The organism is Cupriavidus sp. F041, assembly GCF_057814235.1.
Genome location: NZ_JBVASY010000002.1, coordinates 599,216 through 615,579, shown reverse-complemented (window position 1 = coordinate 615,579; position 16,364 = coordinate 599,216). Strand labels below are relative to the sequence as shown.

At 62.6% G+C, this 16,364-nt stretch carries 15 protein-coding genes; 13 read left to right on the top strand and 2 right to left on the bottom strand.

Annotated features, from left to right (window positions below):
• The first annotated feature begins 83 nt into the window (after positions 1-83).
• Genes ACZY0R_RS19920 through ACZY0R_RS19905 form a run of 4 tightly spaced genes read left to right on the top strand, consistent with a single transcriptional unit; the run spans position 84 to position 3,740 of the window.
• On the top strand, positions 84-782 hold the full coding sequence (locus tag ACZY0R_RS19920; RefSeq protein WP_488860613.1) for a class I SAM-dependent methyltransferase: 699 nt from the start codon (positions 84-86) through the stop codon (positions 780-782).
• On the top strand, positions 779-1,201 hold the full coding sequence (locus tag ACZY0R_RS19915; protein WP_488860611.1) for a GtrA family protein: 423 nt from the start codon (positions 779-781) through the stop codon (positions 1,199-1,201). Before ACZY0R_RS19920 ends, ACZY0R_RS19915 begins: the two co-directional genes overlap by 4 nt.
• An 11-nt stretch (positions 1,202-1,212) precedes the next feature.
• Positions 1,213-2,148, top strand: a complete 936-nt coding sequence (locus tag ACZY0R_RS19910) for a glycosyltransferase family 2 protein (protein WP_488860609.1) — start codon at positions 1,213-1,215, stop codon at positions 2,146-2,148.
• A gap of 23 nt (positions 2,149-2,171) precedes the next feature.
• Positions 2,172-3,740, top strand: a complete 1,569-nt coding sequence (locus ACZY0R_RS19905; RefSeq protein ID WP_488860608.1) for a hypothetical protein — start codon at positions 2,172-2,174, stop codon at positions 3,738-3,740.
• A 277-nt stretch (positions 3,741-4,017) separates the two neighbouring features.
• Here the strand turns inward: ACZY0R_RS19905 and ACZY0R_RS19900 are convergent, their stop codons facing one another.
• Together ACZY0R_RS19900 and ACZY0R_RS19895 are read right to left on the bottom strand one after the other, a co-directional pair.
• Positions 4,018-5,046 (bottom strand): glycosyltransferase family 2 protein, encoded by a 1,029-nt coding sequence (locus ACZY0R_RS19900; RefSeq protein ID WP_488860606.1) that lies wholly within the window; start codon positions 5,044-5,046, stop codon positions 4,018-4,020.
• A 155-nt stretch (positions 5,047-5,201) separates the two neighbouring features.
• A complete protein-coding gene (locus tag ACZY0R_RS19895; RefSeq protein WP_488860604.1) occupies positions 5,202-6,455 on the bottom strand; it encodes a glycosyltransferase family 87 protein in 1,254 nt (417 codons plus the stop codon).
• Between the two features lie 1,070 nt (positions 6,456-7,525).
• Here ACZY0R_RS19895 and ACZY0R_RS19890 point away from each other — a divergent pair.
• The 9 genes from ACZY0R_RS19890 to ACZY0R_RS19850 all read left to right on the top strand — a co-directional run bounded on the left by ACZY0R_RS19890 (position 7,526) and on the right by ACZY0R_RS19850 (position 16,278).
• Entirely contained in the window at positions 7,526-7,696 is a 171-nt protein-coding gene (locus ACZY0R_RS19890; protein WP_488860602.1) for a Flp family type IVb pilin, read from the top strand.
• Positions 7,697-7,865: 169 nt separating this feature from the next.
• Positions 7,866-8,039 carry a Flp family type IVb pilin gene (locus ACZY0R_RS19885; protein ID WP_488860600.1) on the top strand — a complete coding sequence of 58 codons (174 nt, stop codon included), beginning with the start codon at positions 7,866-7,868 and terminating at the stop codon, positions 8,037-8,039.
• A 46-nt stretch (positions 8,040-8,085) separates the two neighbouring features.
• The gene (locus ACZY0R_RS19880; protein ID WP_488860598.1) at positions 8,086-8,631 is read left to right on the top strand and encodes an A24 family peptidase; all 546 of its coding nucleotides are present in this window, start codon (positions 8,086-8,088) and stop codon (positions 8,629-8,631) included.
• A 57-nt stretch (positions 8,632-8,688) separates the two neighbouring features.
• Positions 8,689-10,101 carry a DUF8689 domain-containing protein gene (locus tag ACZY0R_RS19875; protein WP_488866059.1) on the top strand — a complete coding sequence of 471 codons (1,413 nt, stop codon included), beginning with the start codon at positions 8,689-8,691 and terminating at the stop codon, positions 10,099-10,101.
• A 44-nt stretch (positions 10,102-10,145) separates the two neighbouring features.
• The gene (gene cpaB / locus ACZY0R_RS19870) at positions 10,146-10,997 is read left to right on the top strand and encodes a Flp pilus assembly protein CpaB (protein WP_488860596.1); all 852 of its coding nucleotides are present in this window, start codon (positions 10,146-10,148) and stop codon (positions 10,995-10,997) included.
• Between the two features lie 95 nt (positions 10,998-11,092).
• Positions 11,093-13,087, top strand: coding sequence for a type II and III secretion system protein family protein (locus ACZY0R_RS19865; protein WP_488860594.1), 1,995 nt, complete (start codon positions 11,093-11,095; stop codon positions 13,085-13,087).
• A 28-nt stretch (positions 13,088-13,115) separates the two neighbouring features.
• Positions 13,116-13,475: a hypothetical protein gene (locus ACZY0R_RS19860; RefSeq protein WP_488860592.1), complete on the top strand. Its 360-nt coding sequence runs from the start codon at positions 13,116-13,118 to the stop codon at positions 13,473-13,475.
• 210 nt (positions 13,476-13,685) lie between these two features.
• The gene (locus tag ACZY0R_RS19855; protein ID WP_488860590.1) at positions 13,686-14,891 is read left to right on the top strand and encodes a CpaE/TadZ family protein; all 1,206 of its coding nucleotides are present in this window, start codon (positions 13,686-13,688) and stop codon (positions 14,889-14,891) included.
• A gap of 25 nt (positions 14,892-14,916) precedes the next feature.
• Positions 14,917-16,278: a TadA family conjugal transfer-associated ATPase gene (locus ACZY0R_RS19850; protein WP_488860588.1), complete on the top strand. Its 1,362-nt coding sequence runs from the start codon at positions 14,917-14,919 to the stop codon at positions 16,276-16,278.
• The last annotated feature ends 86 nt before the right edge of the window (positions 16,279-16,364 follow it).

Below are 16,364 nucleotides of genomic sequence, written 5' to 3'. Positions count from 1 at the left end.
ATCATGCATCGGAGCCACCTCCCCGCCTGGTGCGGAAAAGAGCGCCGGCTTCCCCCCAACCAAGCCATCAGGATTCCGCGACCATGGACAAAGCAGAATTCGATCTGTTCGCCAACGAGTACCTTGCCCAACATGCGGCGAATATCCGTGCATCCGGAGAATCGCCGGAGTTCTTCGGAAGCTACAAGGTAGCCGATGCCCTGCGGGAAACCCGATCGCGCGGCCTTGACCCCGCCAGCATCCTGGATTTCGGCTCCGGCGTGGGCAACTCCATACCGTTCTTCCTGGAACGATTCCCGCTCGCTGAGCTGACTTGCGCGGATATCTCCAGTCGAAGCCTCGAGATCAGCCGCCTTCGCTTCCCGCATGCCGACGCGACCTACGCGGAAATCTCAGGCAATCGGCTGCCGTTTCCGGATGAACAATTCGATCTGGTCTTCTCCGCCTGCGTCTTTCACCATATCCCGGAGGAAGAGCATGTCTCGTGGCTCGCGGAATTGCGCCGCGTCACCAGCCCCCGGGGTGTATTGATCGTGTTCGAGCATAACCCGCTCAATTTCCTGACGGTTTCCGCCGTACGCAATTGTCCGTTTGATGCCAATGCGCGGCTGATCGGCGCCAGAGTGCTTCAAGGCCGCACCCTCGCTGCCGGGTGGCAGCAGAGCAAGGTCACCTTCCGCATCTTCTTTCCGCATGCGCTCGCCTTCGCCAGGCCGCTGGAACGATTGATGGGAAGCATTCCGCTCGCGGCGCAGTATTTTGTCTCCGCAAGCCGGCCATGAACGAATTCCGGCAAAGCTCGCTGCCGTTCCTGCTGGTCGGTGCTTCCAACTCCGTTATCGGCTTCGGCGTGATCTGGCTCGCGCTGCGGGGCTTCGGGCTTGGCGATGCCGCGGCCAACGCGGCCGGCTACGCGGCGGGCTTCGCCTGGGGCTTCATGCTCAACCGCACCTGGACATTCCGGCACCGCGGCGCAGTCGGTCCGGCCCTGCGCCGCTATGCACTGGTCTGCGGCATCGCCTACGCGGCCAACCTCGCCATCGTGATCTGGCTGGGCTCACGCGTCGGCCACGGCAGCCTCCTGGGCCAGGCTTGCGGCATCGTGGCGTACACCGCGCTTGCCTACGCCGGCATGCGCATCTACGCCTTCCCGAACCATGACCAGCGGCCGGAGACCGAGGCCCGCATCGCCGAAGAATAGGGAGAAAGATCATGATGATGCTGAATCTTGTGGTTCCGTGTTTCGACGAAGAGCAGGTGCTCCCCGAAACCGGTACCCAATTGCTGGCCTTGCTGGACGAACTCACCCAGCGCAAGGAGATCCATCCGGACAGCGCGGTCACATTCATCGATGATGGCTCGCGCGACCGAACCTGGTCGTTGATAGAAGGCTTGCATGCACGTGATGCCCGTGTGCGCGGCATCAAGCTCACGCGCAACCAGGGCCACCAGAACGCGCTGCTGGCAGGACTTCTCACAGCGCCCGGCGACGTCCTGGTCAGTCTTGACGCCGATCTTCAGGACGACCTGGATGCCATACCCAGGATGCTGACGGCCTACCGCGAAGGTGCGGAAATCGTGTTCGGCGTGCGCTCCTGCCGCGATACCGATACGCTGTTCAAGCGCGCTACGGCACACGCCTACTACCGCCTCTTGCAGCGCTTCGGCGTTGACGTGCTTCCACACCATGCCGACTTCCGTCTGATGAGCCGGCGCGCGATTAACGCCTTGCGGGATTTCCGCGAGGTCAACCTCTTTCTGCGAGGGATCATCCCCCTGCTCGGCTTCCGCACTGCCATCGTCACGTACGAGCGGCACGCACGCTTCGCCGGCTGCAGCAAGTATCCGCTGCCGAAGATGCTCGCACTCGCTTTCGACGGCATTGCGTCCTTCTCGTCAAAGCCTTTGCTGTGGAGCACCCATGTGGGCGCCGCTATCTCGCTGGTATCGCTGGCCATCGGCTTGTGGGCGCTGGCGATCCGTCTCTTCACGGATATGTCCGTTCCTGGCTGGGCCTCCACCGTCGTTCCCATGTACTTCCTCGGCGGGTTGCAGATGCTCTTCCTGGGCGTCATCGGCGGCTATGTCTCCAAGATCTACTCAGAGACCAAGCAACGGCCCAGGTTCATCATCGAGGAAACGATATAACCGCCTGACCACAGGAGCCATCCATGCGAGCGCAGTCCCCGAATGGTTGTGTCGCTCAACACTCCCTGTCCCGCCATCTGGATGGCATACGGCTGCTCTTCGTCTCCGTGGTGCTCTATGGCGGCGCCATGATCTGGCTCGCGCCCCACCCGCCGATGGTCGACCTGCCCCAACATGCCGGCCAGGTCGCCGCCTTGCACGATCTGGTGACCGGCAACTCGCCATGGCGCCAAGTCCTGCGCATCAATCTGTTCACGCCCTATCTGATCGGCTATGGGCTTGCGCTGCTATTGTCGTTCATGATGCCCATCGCGACCGCGCTCAAACTCCTGCTGACACTGGGCTACTATGGCTTTGTCGGCGCCTGCCTGCTGCTTCGCCGCCAACTTAAAGGCGACGGGCGGCTAGACTGGCTGTTCGTTCCGGCATACTTCGGCTTCGCCTATGAGTGGGGCTTCTTCACCTTTCTCATTGCCGCCCCGCTGGGCCTGCTATTCCTCGTGCTTGCAGACCGGTACGCCGAAGGGCCAACACTGAAGGCTGGCGCGAAACTGCTCACCGCAGGCGTGGTTCTATTCTTCTCACATGGCCTGATCTTCGGCTTTGCCAACCTGATTGGGGCAACCTTTCTCGTTCTCCGAGCCGGCAACCTGCGACGCCCGCTTCCGGCATTGACGCCATATGCACTGCTCGGAATCTTGTGCCTGATCTATGCGCTGAATGCGCGTGAGGCGGAGTCGGCCATGGTCTACGCGTCTGCCGGCATCCTGTGGGGGTGGGACTGGAGCCGCCTGGCCATGTTCCTGCTGACGCCCTGGACTTCCTGGCCACAGCAGGCATTCCTTGCCATTGTGGATAGCATGCTTGTGCTGGCAGTCCCCTGGCTGCTCGGACTGCGCCCGAACTGGCGGAACCCATCCGCTTGCGTGCCGATGCTGGCCGTCCTGGCGGTCTGGCTACTAGTGCCGCAGTTCGCGATGAAAACGGCATTTCTCTATCAGCGCTTTGGCCTCTTCATCTTCCCCTGCTATGCCCTGATGTTCCATCAACCGCAGCCCAAGGCATCGCCCGTGCCGTTGTCCCGGCATCGCTCGATACTCTGCCAGGCGGTGCTGATACTCATCTGCATCACCTTCCTTGGGACCCATACCAGACGACTCATCAATTTCGCGGCGGAAAGCGCGGAGTTCGATACCCTGCTCGCGGCAACGGAGCCGGCCCAGCGTGCCATGATGCTCATCTTCGACGGCGGCAGCATCGCGGCAAGCCACCCTGGCGCTTATGTTCATTACGCGGCCTGGTACCAGGCCGAGAAAAGGGGACTTGTCGACTTCAACTTTGCCTGGTTCCTACCGCAAATCGTGCGGTACCGACCGGACCATCTGCCAGCGCTTCCGCCTCTCAATCCCTCTTCGGCGAAGAGATTTCCGCAATCGTTCGATTGGGAACAGCACCATGCATACGAGTACAGATACTTCTTCGTACGAGGCACTCCAGTACCATCGGCCTTACTCAATAACGAGCGCTCCGATGTGATCCTGCTGAAATCGGCCGGCAGCTGGGCGCTGTATGAGAATCGCGGGAGCCGCTAGCGCCAGCCTGCTCCGGCGCCGCTGTTGCGTCGCCCTTCAACGCATCGAAGCGCTGTCACCAATGACGGCCACATTGCAAGCCCGGCATCCATTCAGGCGTGCCCCCCCGTGGCGGCAAGCTACCGGGAGATCGCGCACGGAAAGCCAACGCTCTTCTCAGCACCGCCGGCCCGCTTGCTCACCCGGAACCAGCGAGCCGCGCCTGCCAGGCTACCGCACGAATTGACAGCGGTGCCGCGTCCGATCGTATCCTCGCCTGGGCTTCTGGCCCCGCACACTATTTCCCACCTCTCAGTGAACGCGGCATGCCATGGAGCTCAATCACCCGCCTGCCAGCCGAAAGCTCACCGACCGGACGCCGCTCCTGATACCGGTGCCGCACGAGATAGATGGGCCGGCCCTTGGCTTCATCATAGATGCGACCGACATACTCGCCGACCATCCCAATCCCGATCAGCTGAATACCGCCGAAGAAGAGCAGTACGGACAGAAGCGAAGCGTAGCCAGGCACCTCGATGCCAAAAATCAGCGTCCTGGCGATGATGAAGGAACCATACCAAAATGCACCGAACGCCACGGTGCCGCCAATATAAGTCCAACTCCGCAATGGCAAGGTACTGAAGCTGGTAATGCCCTCCAGCGCGAAGTTCCACAGCCGCCATCCCGAGAACTTCGACTTTCCCGCACCGCGCGCCTCACGCTCGTACTGCACGATCACTGCCTTGAAGCCAACCCATGCGAACAAGCCCTTCATGAAGCGGCGCCGCTCCGGCAGATGCTTAAGCGCGTTGACGACCTGGCGATCCATCAGACGAAAATCGCCGACGTTCTCCGGCAGCTTCAGTTCCGACAAGTAGTTGTGCACACGATAGTATGCCGCCGCGGCGAGGCGCTTCGGCAACGAATCGCACGCCCGACTGGCGCGCTGGGCCAGCACCACTTCGGCCCCTTCGCGCCAGCGCGCCACCAGTACGGGAATCAGTTCCGGCGGGTCCTGCAGGTCGGCATCGATGGGCACGACCGCGTCGCCCAGCGCCTCGTCGATTCCCGCAGTCAACGCGGCCTCCTTGCCGAAATTGCGAGTCAGATCAATGACGCGTACGCGTCCGTCATGCCTGGACATTTCAATCAATTTTCCCAGCGTGCCGTCGGTGCTGCCGTCATTCACGCATACGATCTCAAAGCGCATGGTTTCCATGGACTCAAGAATCGGAATCACCCGCGCAAAGAAGTGCCCGATGACATCGAACTCGTTGTAGCACGGCACGACTACTGAGAGCAGTTTGACATCCTGTCGACCCAACATGATTCACTCCTTCTTCTTTGCCAGGCACGCGGGCAGATCATCCCGCCCAGTGTCTTCCGCTGTCTCGTCCCCCTCCGGGGCAACCACAGCCATCACGCACACTCCGCCCCGTGCGCGGGCTCGGCCATGGCACCGGAAGCTCAACGGCAACAGCTTCACGGCAGCCAGTCCGGATTCCGCCGCGTAATGACGTGTACACGGCGCAAGATTGCAAGCATCAGCAACGCCAGCACGATGGGGCCAATCGGCGGAAAGTGCGTCACCCGGTTCAAGCCCATATAAAGCGGCAGAATCCATGCCACAACCAGCAGTTCACGCTCCCCGCGCAGCCACCCCCGGCGCAGCCCGTCGCATGTCATGCCGGCAATCGCGATGCCGAGCCAGGTAATTTCATAAAACCACAGGTATGGACTCGCCATGAGCGTCGCCACGGCCAGGGAGGCCGCGCGCAACCCAGTGGAAGCATCTCTACGCCAGACGAAGTACAAGGCAAGAGCAGCCAGCAAGGCAACCATGGCGTGCGCCACCATCGCAATCATGAAAGATGCGCCGGCAAGCAACATGGCTGACAGCACTGTCGGCATGGCGTACCAGAGCACTTCCCCATTTTCGAGCATCGATTGCCTGGCGAACTTTGTGTTGGCGACGAAAGCGGGCACCGTATCCCATCCAAAGATGGCTATAGCGGCAAGCAGCAACAGCGCGGCTGTGACGGCAGCGACCATAAATGGCTTCCACGCTCTCGCTGCAAATAGCGCAAGTGGAAACAGGATGGCAAGCTGCGGCTTGACGCTCAGCAAGCCAATCAGCACACCAGCCAGGACTGGCCGCTCCTTCAGCGATACGAGCGCGCTGCAGGCCAGCGCCGCAGTAAGAAGGGAATTCTGTCCGAACGATACGGCAAAGTAGATGGCGGGAAAGGAAACGACTGGCAGCCAGACGACACGACCCGCCCCGGCGCGCAGCCCGATCAGGCGCACAATCGAGACGACATACGCCGTACCAGTCAAGCCCATAAAAAGCACATAGCTCAGCGCATAAGGAAGCAGCGACAGCGGAATAACGAAGAGCAGGAATGTCGGCGGGTATAACCATGGCAAGAAGAAACTCTTATCCGCCGGTAGTGAGCCTTGCGCCGCGATAACCGGCTGGATCGAAGCAAAGTCATACGCTTTGATCGCGCCCTCGTGCAGGGTCACATAGGATGTGCTCCAGAACACCGAAAAATCCGATCCCGGGCGGACCATCCGGTCCGATGTGAAGCCATCGGTCATCCAGGCCCAGATCGCGATCACTACGGCATAGACGATCAGCATCGCGATACTGTAGACCTTGATGCGCTCGCGGCCAATCCAATGCGGCGACGGCACACTGGCAGATCTGTCCAATGTTCTCTCGTTTAGTCCCATGACTTGCTCTCCGATGCATTCGCGCGCGCCCCGCAGCCTGGCTGCCGTTGCGACGGGGGGCTTGCTTTACCTGTCAGCCCGCCGCGTTGGCTCCTGTCCATCTACGATCGATTCTTATCAATTTCCGGCGGAGAAACAAGCAAGCGAGGCGAGGGCAACCCCGCTCCGGCGGCCGCTCCGGGCGCCAACGGATGCAATGTTTCCAAATTGAATCACGCACCTTTTCCGGCGTTTCGCCCCACCCCGACTCGATATCCGGAGACGGCGCCGGCACGGACAGGCAAAAATTGACGGAAGCAACGTTTCCGCCTTGCAACGTCGCCCCCTGAACCAGGCAGGGAACACGATTCATCCAATCTATCTAGTGGCGTACCCGAATCCCTCTAAAAAGAGCCGCCGGTCAGATCCTGATAGACGTTTTCCGGTGCAAAGCGAATCAACCATATGTCCTCATCCTTTTTTCCGAGGAGGCATTCATTCATCTAGCCCTTACGGCTATCGGGCCCGCAAGGGCAGAATTTCCCACGTTTCCGGCCAGCAACAACGCCTGGAAAGCAGGCCGAGGCCAGCTGGCGAATCTTGGTGCGGTCGGCGGCAATCCCTTGATACTCAAGGCAATGCGCGGGGGTGGCCCGGCTCTTGCCTATTGCCTCACAGACACGCCGAGCACAAGCTCTCACAGCGAATGCAACGAGATGGTGGGACCAGCGCCAAGACACGACGCGGTGGCTCCTTACGAAAGACTTGCAGAACGACGGAATGTCATGCCATCCACCCGACAACATGTCTTGACAGCTTGCCGCAGCGAGCCTGGCCATCGGAATGCCGCGCCCGCCAATGCAGGCCATCGCGCTCAAGCACACCGCGCGCCGGCATTCACTCCGACAGCAATCAATATGCTGCGCCGGGGGCGTCCCACCGCTCCTCAAGCCCTTGCAGACCTCCGCATCTGTCACAAGGATCAAGGCGGCCAATGGCCCTTCCACGCATGCGCCGCGTGCGGGCCGCCGCCCCGGTGTTTCTCACGCTGCTTCACGCTTCACTCTTGTTGCCAACCTAAGGAGTTTGTCATGCAAAACCTCATCGCAAAGACCAAGCAATTCATCCGTGACGAAAACGGCGTGACCGCAATCGAGTATGGCCTGATCGCCGCGCTCATTGCTGTCTTCATCATCGCCGCGGTCAAGGCCGTCGGCACCAGTCTGAGCGGGGTCTTCAACAATATCGCAACCGACCTCTAAGCGGCACACGTTCGCGCGGATAGGCCTGCTGGCAAGCGGGCCTGTCCGCGCCACCGCACCGCCTGGTCTGGATCAATATCCAATAGCCAAGAAACCGGCCGGAACCATCGGAAACAACCTTTGAGGTTCAGCTCAACGATTGGTGAGCTAAGGATAAATAGGGGGCGTTATGCAAAACCTGATCACACTCGTGAACACCTTCCTTCGTGAGGATCGCGCCGTGACGGCAATCGAGTACGCACTGATCGCGTCCCTGATTGCGGTGGTCATCATCGCCGCGGTCAGCTCGGTCGGCCAGAGCTTGCTTGGCATGTTCCAGAGCATTGCCGCGGACTTTCCCTGAGCGACTGTTCCAAGCCGAACGAGCCAGAGCTAATCCGGAGCAAATCATGTCAAGCGAACTCACATTGCACCCATGGATCGGCCCATTCGCCATCGTGCTGGTGCTAGCCGCCGCCGCGCTGGACCTGAAGAGCCGTCGCATCCCGAACTGGCTGACCTTCGGCACGTGGCTGCTGGCGCTGCCGCTGCAGATGGCCATGCATGGCCCGGCCCACGGTGCGCTTGCCTGGACAACCGGCTGGCTCGCCGGCTTTGCCTGCTTGCTCCCCTTTTATCTGCTGCGCGGCATGGCCGCCGGCGATGTGAAGCTGATGGCCGCCGTCGGTGCCCTGCTGGGCGCGGCGATGGCATTTGAGATCGCAGTGCTGACTTTCCTCCTGGGCGGCATGTGGGCACTTGCAGCCACTATCCGGCTGGGGCGTCTCGCCCGCCTGCGCGGCAACCTGCAGCTGATGCTGTTCAGTCGCGGCCGCATAGAAGACGGGCAGCAGTTAACAGGTGACGGCATCCAATCGTCGTGGTCGGTGGGAACACTGCCTTATGGCGCGGCTATCGCTGCAGGCACGATCGGCGTTCTGTTCGCGTCGGTCTGAACGTAACCAGCCTGCATTTCTGCACGCAGGACCTTCAAGTCAGAAACGGGGGAAATGATGACTGAGCACACCTCGGTGAGTCCGGCTCACCGGATTCTCACGCCGGTCGCGGGGCCTGGCAAAGACGATGCGCAAGAGCGCAGTTCGACTCTTGCCTGGCACTCCGCCCCCAAGACCGTGGCCGACACCGGCGTCGACACATCGATGCTGGTGGCGCTGACCATGAAGGCCGCGTACCTGCATCGCAACGTCACGCTCGTGCAACTGGCCGAGACCCTCAAGCTGCCCGCCTCGGTGCTGAATGAGATCGCGGCGCTCGCGGTGCGAGAGCGCATGATGGAAGTGGCCCATCGCGGCGCCAACGACCTGGACGTGCGCTTCCGCCTCACCGACGGCGGCTATGCGCGCGCCGCGGAGTTCGCAGCGCGCTGCAGCTATGTGGGTCCCGCCCCGGTCACACTTGAAGCCTATATCGACGCGGTGCAGCAGCATTCGATCAGCCGCGCCAGCGTCTCCAAGGCCGACGTCACCGCAGCGCTGGGCGACCTGACGATTCCCCCGCACCTGCTCGACGAAGCAGGCGTAGCCCTCAATGCACACAGGGCGTTGATGATGTATGGCCCCGCCGGCAGCGGCAAGACCTACCTCGCGCAGCGGCTCGGCTCCTTGTTGCCGGGTGCGGTTCCCGTTCCGCACGCCATCACGGTCGCCGGTGAAATCATCCAGGTCTTCGACCCGCTGGTGCATGTCCCTTTCGACGGCGAAGCACAGATGGCAAGGCGCCCGCTTGATCGTCGCTGGACGATTTGCCACAGACCGGCGGTGCTCTCGGGCGGCGAGCTGACCTTGTCGATGCTGGATATGCGCTTCGACCCGGCATCGGGCTTCTACCAGGCCCCGCCCCAAATGAAGGCGAACAACGGCATCTACATCATCGACGACCTCGGCCGCCAACTGGTCGGCGTCACCGAACTGCTGAACCGCTGGATCGTGCCACTCGATCGGCAGATCGACGTATTTACGCTGCAGACCGGCGTGCGCTTCACGGTGCCGTTCGACGTGTGGCCCGTGTTCTCGACCAACCTCGACCCTGGCCAACTGTGCGATGCCGCCTTCCTGCGCCGGCTGGGCAGCAAATTGCATGTGGGGCCATTGTCGCCGGAGGACTATCGCGAGATATACGCCCGCGCGTGCCGGGATCTGGGCTTGTATACGCCAGCCCCGGTAACCGACTTTCTGGTCGACAGCCTTCACCCTGACGGCAACATGCCCTTGCTTGCCTGCATCCCGCGCGACCTGCTCCGGCTCGTGGCATCGCAGGTGCACTACCACGGCGAGGTGCCGGTTGTCACCGAAGCAGCATTGCGCCACGCCTGGCACAGCTACTTCGGCAGCCATTCGGACTCTAGCCCGAAAGTCTCCACCACCGCAGCAACGGGGTGGCAGGGAAAAACGTTGGCAACCCGTTGAGCGCTTCTTAGGCGCATCGATAGACAACAGTTGGAGGTTTCATCATGAAAAACATGCGTGCTGTTCTGATGTTGGTGGTGGCCCTCGCCGCCGGCATTGCCGCCGTGGCTTCCGCATCCAGGTGGTTGATGCAGCAGTCCTCCGGCTCACTCAAGCAGGTTGCCGTGGCGACGAATGACCTGAACCTCGGCCAGCCGCTGACCGCCGACCAGGTCCGTCTGGTGAGTTGGCCCGCCGCGAGCGTGCCGCCAGGGACCTTCGAGGATCCCAAGGTGCTCGAGGGACGGGTCGTACGTACCAGCCTGCTGCGCGGCGAGCCAATCCTAGACGCCAAGCTGGCCCCTCTCGGCACCAAGGGCGGCCTTTCCGCGGTCATCGGCGAGGGCAAGCGGGCCATCACGGTCCGGGTCAACGACGTCGTTGGCGTGGCCGGGTTCGCCTTGCCGGGCAATCTCGTCGACGTCATCGTCAACACCAACGAGCCCGGCGCGAAAGACGCAGCGACCGGCAGCATCTCGAAGATCGTGCTTGAAAAGATCCTTGTGCTGGCCGTTGCCCAGCAAGTCAGCCGGGACGATACACAACCCAAGGTCGTCAACGCGGTCACGCTCGAGGTCACGCCTGACCAGGCCGAAAAGCTGGACGTGGCGCGCAGCGTGGGCACGCTATCCCTGGTGCTGCGCAATCAGGTCGACGTGGCACAGGTCTCGACCGGCGGCGCCACCAAGATCACGCTGCTGGGCAAGACGGCGCCAGTCCAGCCCGCCAAAGTGGAGCCTGTGCAAAGCACGCCACGCGTGCAGCCACGGGTCAGGACAATGGCTGCCGCACCGGCCAGGCAAGGCGATTGCGTGGGCGTGCTGGCCGGCATCCGTGGCAGCGTCGAGTGCTTCTGACAACCCGCAGCAAAACGATGAGCCACCAATACCTCTAAGCCTTGAATGATCCGTCTCATCTTGAAAAGTCGTGAAGATTCTCCCGGGGGGAAGAAATGAAAACGATAGACAAAGCAACCGAGCTGCGCGTCAACGCGCGTGCCATCATCCTGGCCGGCATGACCGGGGCACTAATCTGCGCGCCGATCGCGGCCGCGGCCCAGGCAATGGTCGAAGGCGGAGCCATCGCCAATGCCACCACCGGCCCGGCGACAGCACTGCGCACGACGACCGCTCCCGCCGGTAGTCCGGTGCAGATGACCATCAGCATGACGCCGGTTCCTGCGGGTGCAGCGGCCGCCGCGGCCGCCGCGAACCACGGGCCGAATTGCACCGGCGCGATCACCGGCGAGACCAATGTGGTGGTGCCACTGGGCAAGTCATCCTTGATCCCGCTGCGCGAACCGGTTCGCAACCGTACGCTCGGCAACCCCGTGGTGGCTCAGGCCACGATGGTATCGCCGCAGACGCTCTACGTGGTCGGCCTGAGCATCGGCTCGACCAACATGATCGTGCAGGGGCGCAGCGGGGCTTGCAGCATCATCAATGTGGTTGTGAATGCGGATGCCGGCGGACTGCAAACCTCACTCGCGCAATTGATGCCCGGCGAACGCCAGATCCGCGTGACGACGGCAGCCGACAATCTTGTCCTGACCGGCAATGTATCGAATCCGCAGGCAGCGCAGCAAGCGATGGAGATCGCACGTGCCTATGCCGGGAGCGGCCAGGGCGACCCGAACAAGAAGGGCGGCAACGTGATGAACATGCTGACGGTAGACGCACCGCAGCAAGTGATGCTCGAGGTCAAAGTCGCCGAAGTCTCCAAGACCCTCCTCAACCAACTTGGCGCCGCGTTCAATCTTCAAGGAGGATTCGGTTCCTGGACCGGCGCCCTGGTCGGCAACCTGTTATCCGGCGGGGCCAGCAACCTGTTCGTTAACAAGGCGAACAATCTGCCCTTCAAGTTCCAGATCGATGCCCAGGCCAATGACTCGCTGGTGAAGATCCTCGCCGAGCCCAATCTCGTCACGCTCAGCGGACAAGAGGCAAGCTTCCTGGCTGGCGGAAAGATCTTTATTCCGGTCGCGCAAAGCAGCGTGGGCGGCATAGCCACCATCACCTTGCAGCAAGAGGAATTCGGCGTGGGCCTGAAGTTCACGCCGACGGTCATGGCCAACGGCCGGATCAACCTGAAGGTCATGCCGGAAGTCTCCGAGCTGTCCCCAACGGGTGCAACGGTGAGCAGCACCGGCCAGGTTGGCTCGACCGTCCTGCCGCTGATCACAACCCGCCGTGCCTCGACCACGGTGCAGATGCGCGATGGCGAAAGCTTCGCCATCGGCGGACTGATGCGGGACAACGTACTGGGGTCACTCAAGGCACTGCCTGGCGTGGGGGAATTGCCAGTGCTTGGCTCGCTCTTCCGCAGCACGTCGTTCCAGCATGACCTGACCGAACTGGTGTTCATCATCACGCCGCGCCTGGTCCAGCCGTTGCCATCGGGTCCGTATCCGCTGCCCACCGACAGCTTCTCGACGCCGAACCCGGCGCTGGTCTATCTGAACGGCAATATGGAAGGCTCCGGCAAACCGGCCACGGCCGCCCCTGCCGCAACACCGGCTGCCGCACCGACTGCACCGACCGCGCCGACTTCACCTGCGGCACCCGGGCAGCCCGCTGCCATGGCACCGGCTGCACCTGAAGCGCCGGCCAAGCGTGCCCCGGCCGAACGCACCAGCGCGCTGGCACCCATCCCGCCGGCCACGCCTGCGCGACCGGCAAGCACTGCCACCAAGCCGGCCGAGGCCGTTTTGCTGGCCCCCGCCGAAGCGGCCCCGGCGGCTGCGGCCAAGCCGACAGGGGACGCGCCGGCTGCGCCGCCGGCAGGCCCCACCGCCGCCGCGCCGCCGGCCAACGATGCCGCCGCCCGCATCGCCCGCATCGAAGCCACAGCCGCACGCCTGGCGCGGGCCAGGGCCGAACGGGCGCCGGCCAGTGTGGCGGCGACCGGCGCCCCGGCCGAGCCGGCCACTGTCCCTGCCGCAAACTGAACGGTCCGATCTCTAGTGGAGAACAGTCATGAAGACGAATCTGAAGCACTTGCGCCGCCCCGCAATAGCGTGCCTTGGCGCACTGGCCTGCATCATGTTGACGGCCTGCATATCAACCACGCCGGTCTGGGACAAGCACGCTGGTGAAGCTGTGAGCGCCGTCACCCGCGCGCAGATCATCAATCCGCAGGCGCCTGCCGGCCTGCCGCCCATGCAGGGCGGAGACGGCAAGTCAGCCGTGGCCGCCATGAACAAATACGACCGCTCGCTCATCCTCCTGCCCATGGGCAGTTCCGGCGGCTATGGCGCCAGCGACGGAGGATTCGGCGGCGTCGGAGGACTTGGCGGCATGGGCGGTATCGGCCTCAACGGAGGCGGCATGCGCTGACCTGCCCTGAGCTGCGAAGCAACATGAGCAAGGTGTCGTGCCATCGGCCAATTCCGTGCACTGCGCCGTCATGACTTGGCTGACGCGCCTTTGGCGCGGTGCCCTTGCCCTTACCACACTGCTCTTTTGCCGCGATACCGCCGCGCCCTGCCCGCACTCGCGGGCAGGCGCAAGTTGCACAGATAGACGACTGACTTCGGAGACATTGCCATGCTCAAGATCCTGATCGCGTCCGAAGACGCAGAACGACTGGCGGAGATCTCGCGTCTGACTGCTGCTTGCGGTCACGTTCAGCTTATGCGCCACCAGGACTCGCCGGCCAGCCTGGTCATGCAGGCTAACCGGCTCCGTGGCGCCAATGCCCTGATCATCGACCAGGGGAGCAGCGGGGCAGCCCAAATGCACGGCATCGAGAGCCTGCGCGAGCAGCACCCCGACCTGCCCTGCATCCTTGTCACGTCCGTGCCGCATCCCGACCTGCTGCTCCGGGCGCTGCGCACCGGCGTGCGCGATGTGCTGGCCTGGCCGCTGGACAAGGCGCAACTCCACAGCGCACTGTCGCGCCTGGAAGCCAATCACGTGCTGCAGGCGGAGAATGCCACGCGCATCATTTCCTTCATATCGTGCAAAGGCGGCACGGGCACGAGTTTCGTTGCCAGCAACCTAGGCTACGCCCTGAGCGCCCACGAGGGAAAGCGTGTCTTGCTGATCGACCTGAACAATCAGTTCAGCGACACCAGCTACCTCGTCAGCGATAAGACGCCGCCGTCCACCTTACCCGAGGTGTGCTCACAAATCGAACGGATGGACGACGCCTTCCTCGAAGCCTGTCTCACACGCGTGCACGACGGCTTCGATATCCTTGCCGGCGCCAGCGATCCAATCAAGGCCGGCGAGATCCGCAAGGAACAGCTCGAGTACATCCTGTCGGTCGCCTCGCCACGCTACGACTTCATCCTCATCGACATCGGGCAATCGGTCAACCCGCTATCGATCGCCGCACTTGACCGCAGCGACCGCATCTGCATGCTGGTGCAGCCAAGTATCGCCTATGCCCGAACTGGCCGGCGCCTGCTCGACATCTTCCACGCACTGCACTACGGCAACGAAAAGATTCGCATCGTGGTCAATCGCCACGGGCGCCGGGACGAACTTCCGAGAGCCACGCTTGAGAACGTGTTCGGCATGAAGATCTTCCACATGTTGCCCGACGACCCCGCGGTAGCGGACCAGGCAATCAGCCACGGCGTCCCGGTTACCAAGGAGCATAAGCGCAGCGCGATCGCGCGTGCCTTGCTCTCGCTGGGGACGGCCCTCATGGCCGCGCCTGGCGAGCGCAAGGTACAAGCAGCCGACACCTCGCCGCTACGCAGACTGTTCCTGCGGGCAAAAGCAACGCCCGCCAACATTGCCTGACTTGCCTACCGAATTGGAGTCCATCATGTCGATCCGCGAACAACTGTCACTGCCGGCACACCCGCCCGTCACCATGAACGGCCACGCGGCATTGCATGCCGTGTCCAGCCAGGCCGCCTATCGGGACGTAAAGAAGAGCGTCCATGAAATGGTGCTGGACAGGGTTGAACTGGAACGGCTCACCAGGTATCCCCAGGAGCAGGTTCGACGCGAGATCGGCACACTGGTCAACAGCATTGTCGACGAGGAACGCATCCTGCTGAACGATAACGAACGCCGCCAGTTGATCGGCGACATCTTCGATGAGATGTTTGGCTTCGGCCCGCTAGAGCCCTTGCTGAACGACCCGACGGTATCGGACATCCTGGTGAACACCGCCAGGCAGACCTATGTCGAGCGCCGCGGCAAGCTCGAGCTGACCGACATCGCCTTCTACGATGACGTCCACCTGATGAAGGTGATCGAAAAGATCGTCTCCCGCGTCGGCCGCCGTATCGATGAACTGAGTCCAATGGTGGACGCCCGGCTGCCCGACGGCTCGCGCGTCAACGCCATCATTCCGCCTTCCGCGATCGACGGCCCGCTGCTGTCGATCCGGCGATTCGCTGTCACACCGCTACAGGTGTCCGACCTGGTCGCACTCAAGAGCCTGACCGGACCGATGGCGCAACTGCTGCAGGCGCTGGCGCATGCGAAGGTCAATGTCCTGGTATCAGGCGGCACCGGCAGCGGCAAGACCACTTTGCTGAATGTCCTGTCGGGCTTCATTCCAGAGACCGAGCGTGTCGTCACCATCGAGGACGCTGCCGAACTCCAGCTGCGCCAGCCACATGTGCTGCGCCTGGAGACACGTCCGCCGAACATCGAGGGAAAAGGGGAGATCACGCAGCGCGCACTGGTGCGCAATGCGCTGCGGATGCGGCCGGATCGCATCATCCTGGGCGAAGTGCGCGGCGGCGAGGCACTTGACATGCTCAATGCGATGAATACCGGCCATGAAGGGTCGCTGACGACCATCCACGCCAATACGCCGCGCGACGCACTGACCCGCCTGGAGAACATGGTCAGCATGGCTGGCCTCAACCTGCCCCCGAAAGCGATACGGCAACAGATCTCGTCGGCGATCACCGTCATCGTCCAGGCAGCGCGCATGACCGATGGCCGCAGGAAGATCGTCAGTATCCAGGAAATCACCGGTATGGAAGGGGAGATCATCAATATGCAGGAAATCTTCACCTTCCAGCGCACCGGCGTCGCGCAGGACGGCACCGTCAGCGGCCATTTCCGCGCGACCGGCGTGTATCCGAAGTTCGCCGAGCGCTTGCGCGTATTCGGAGTCGGGCTGCCGGACGAAACGTTTGATCCGGCCAGGCGCTTCGAAGCCTGAACATGCGTGGGCACATTGGTGAGCATGCAAGGGTCCTGGCTTGCCTTGCAAGACTGGCCGGTGGCGCGGCAGCACTGCGCCGCCAC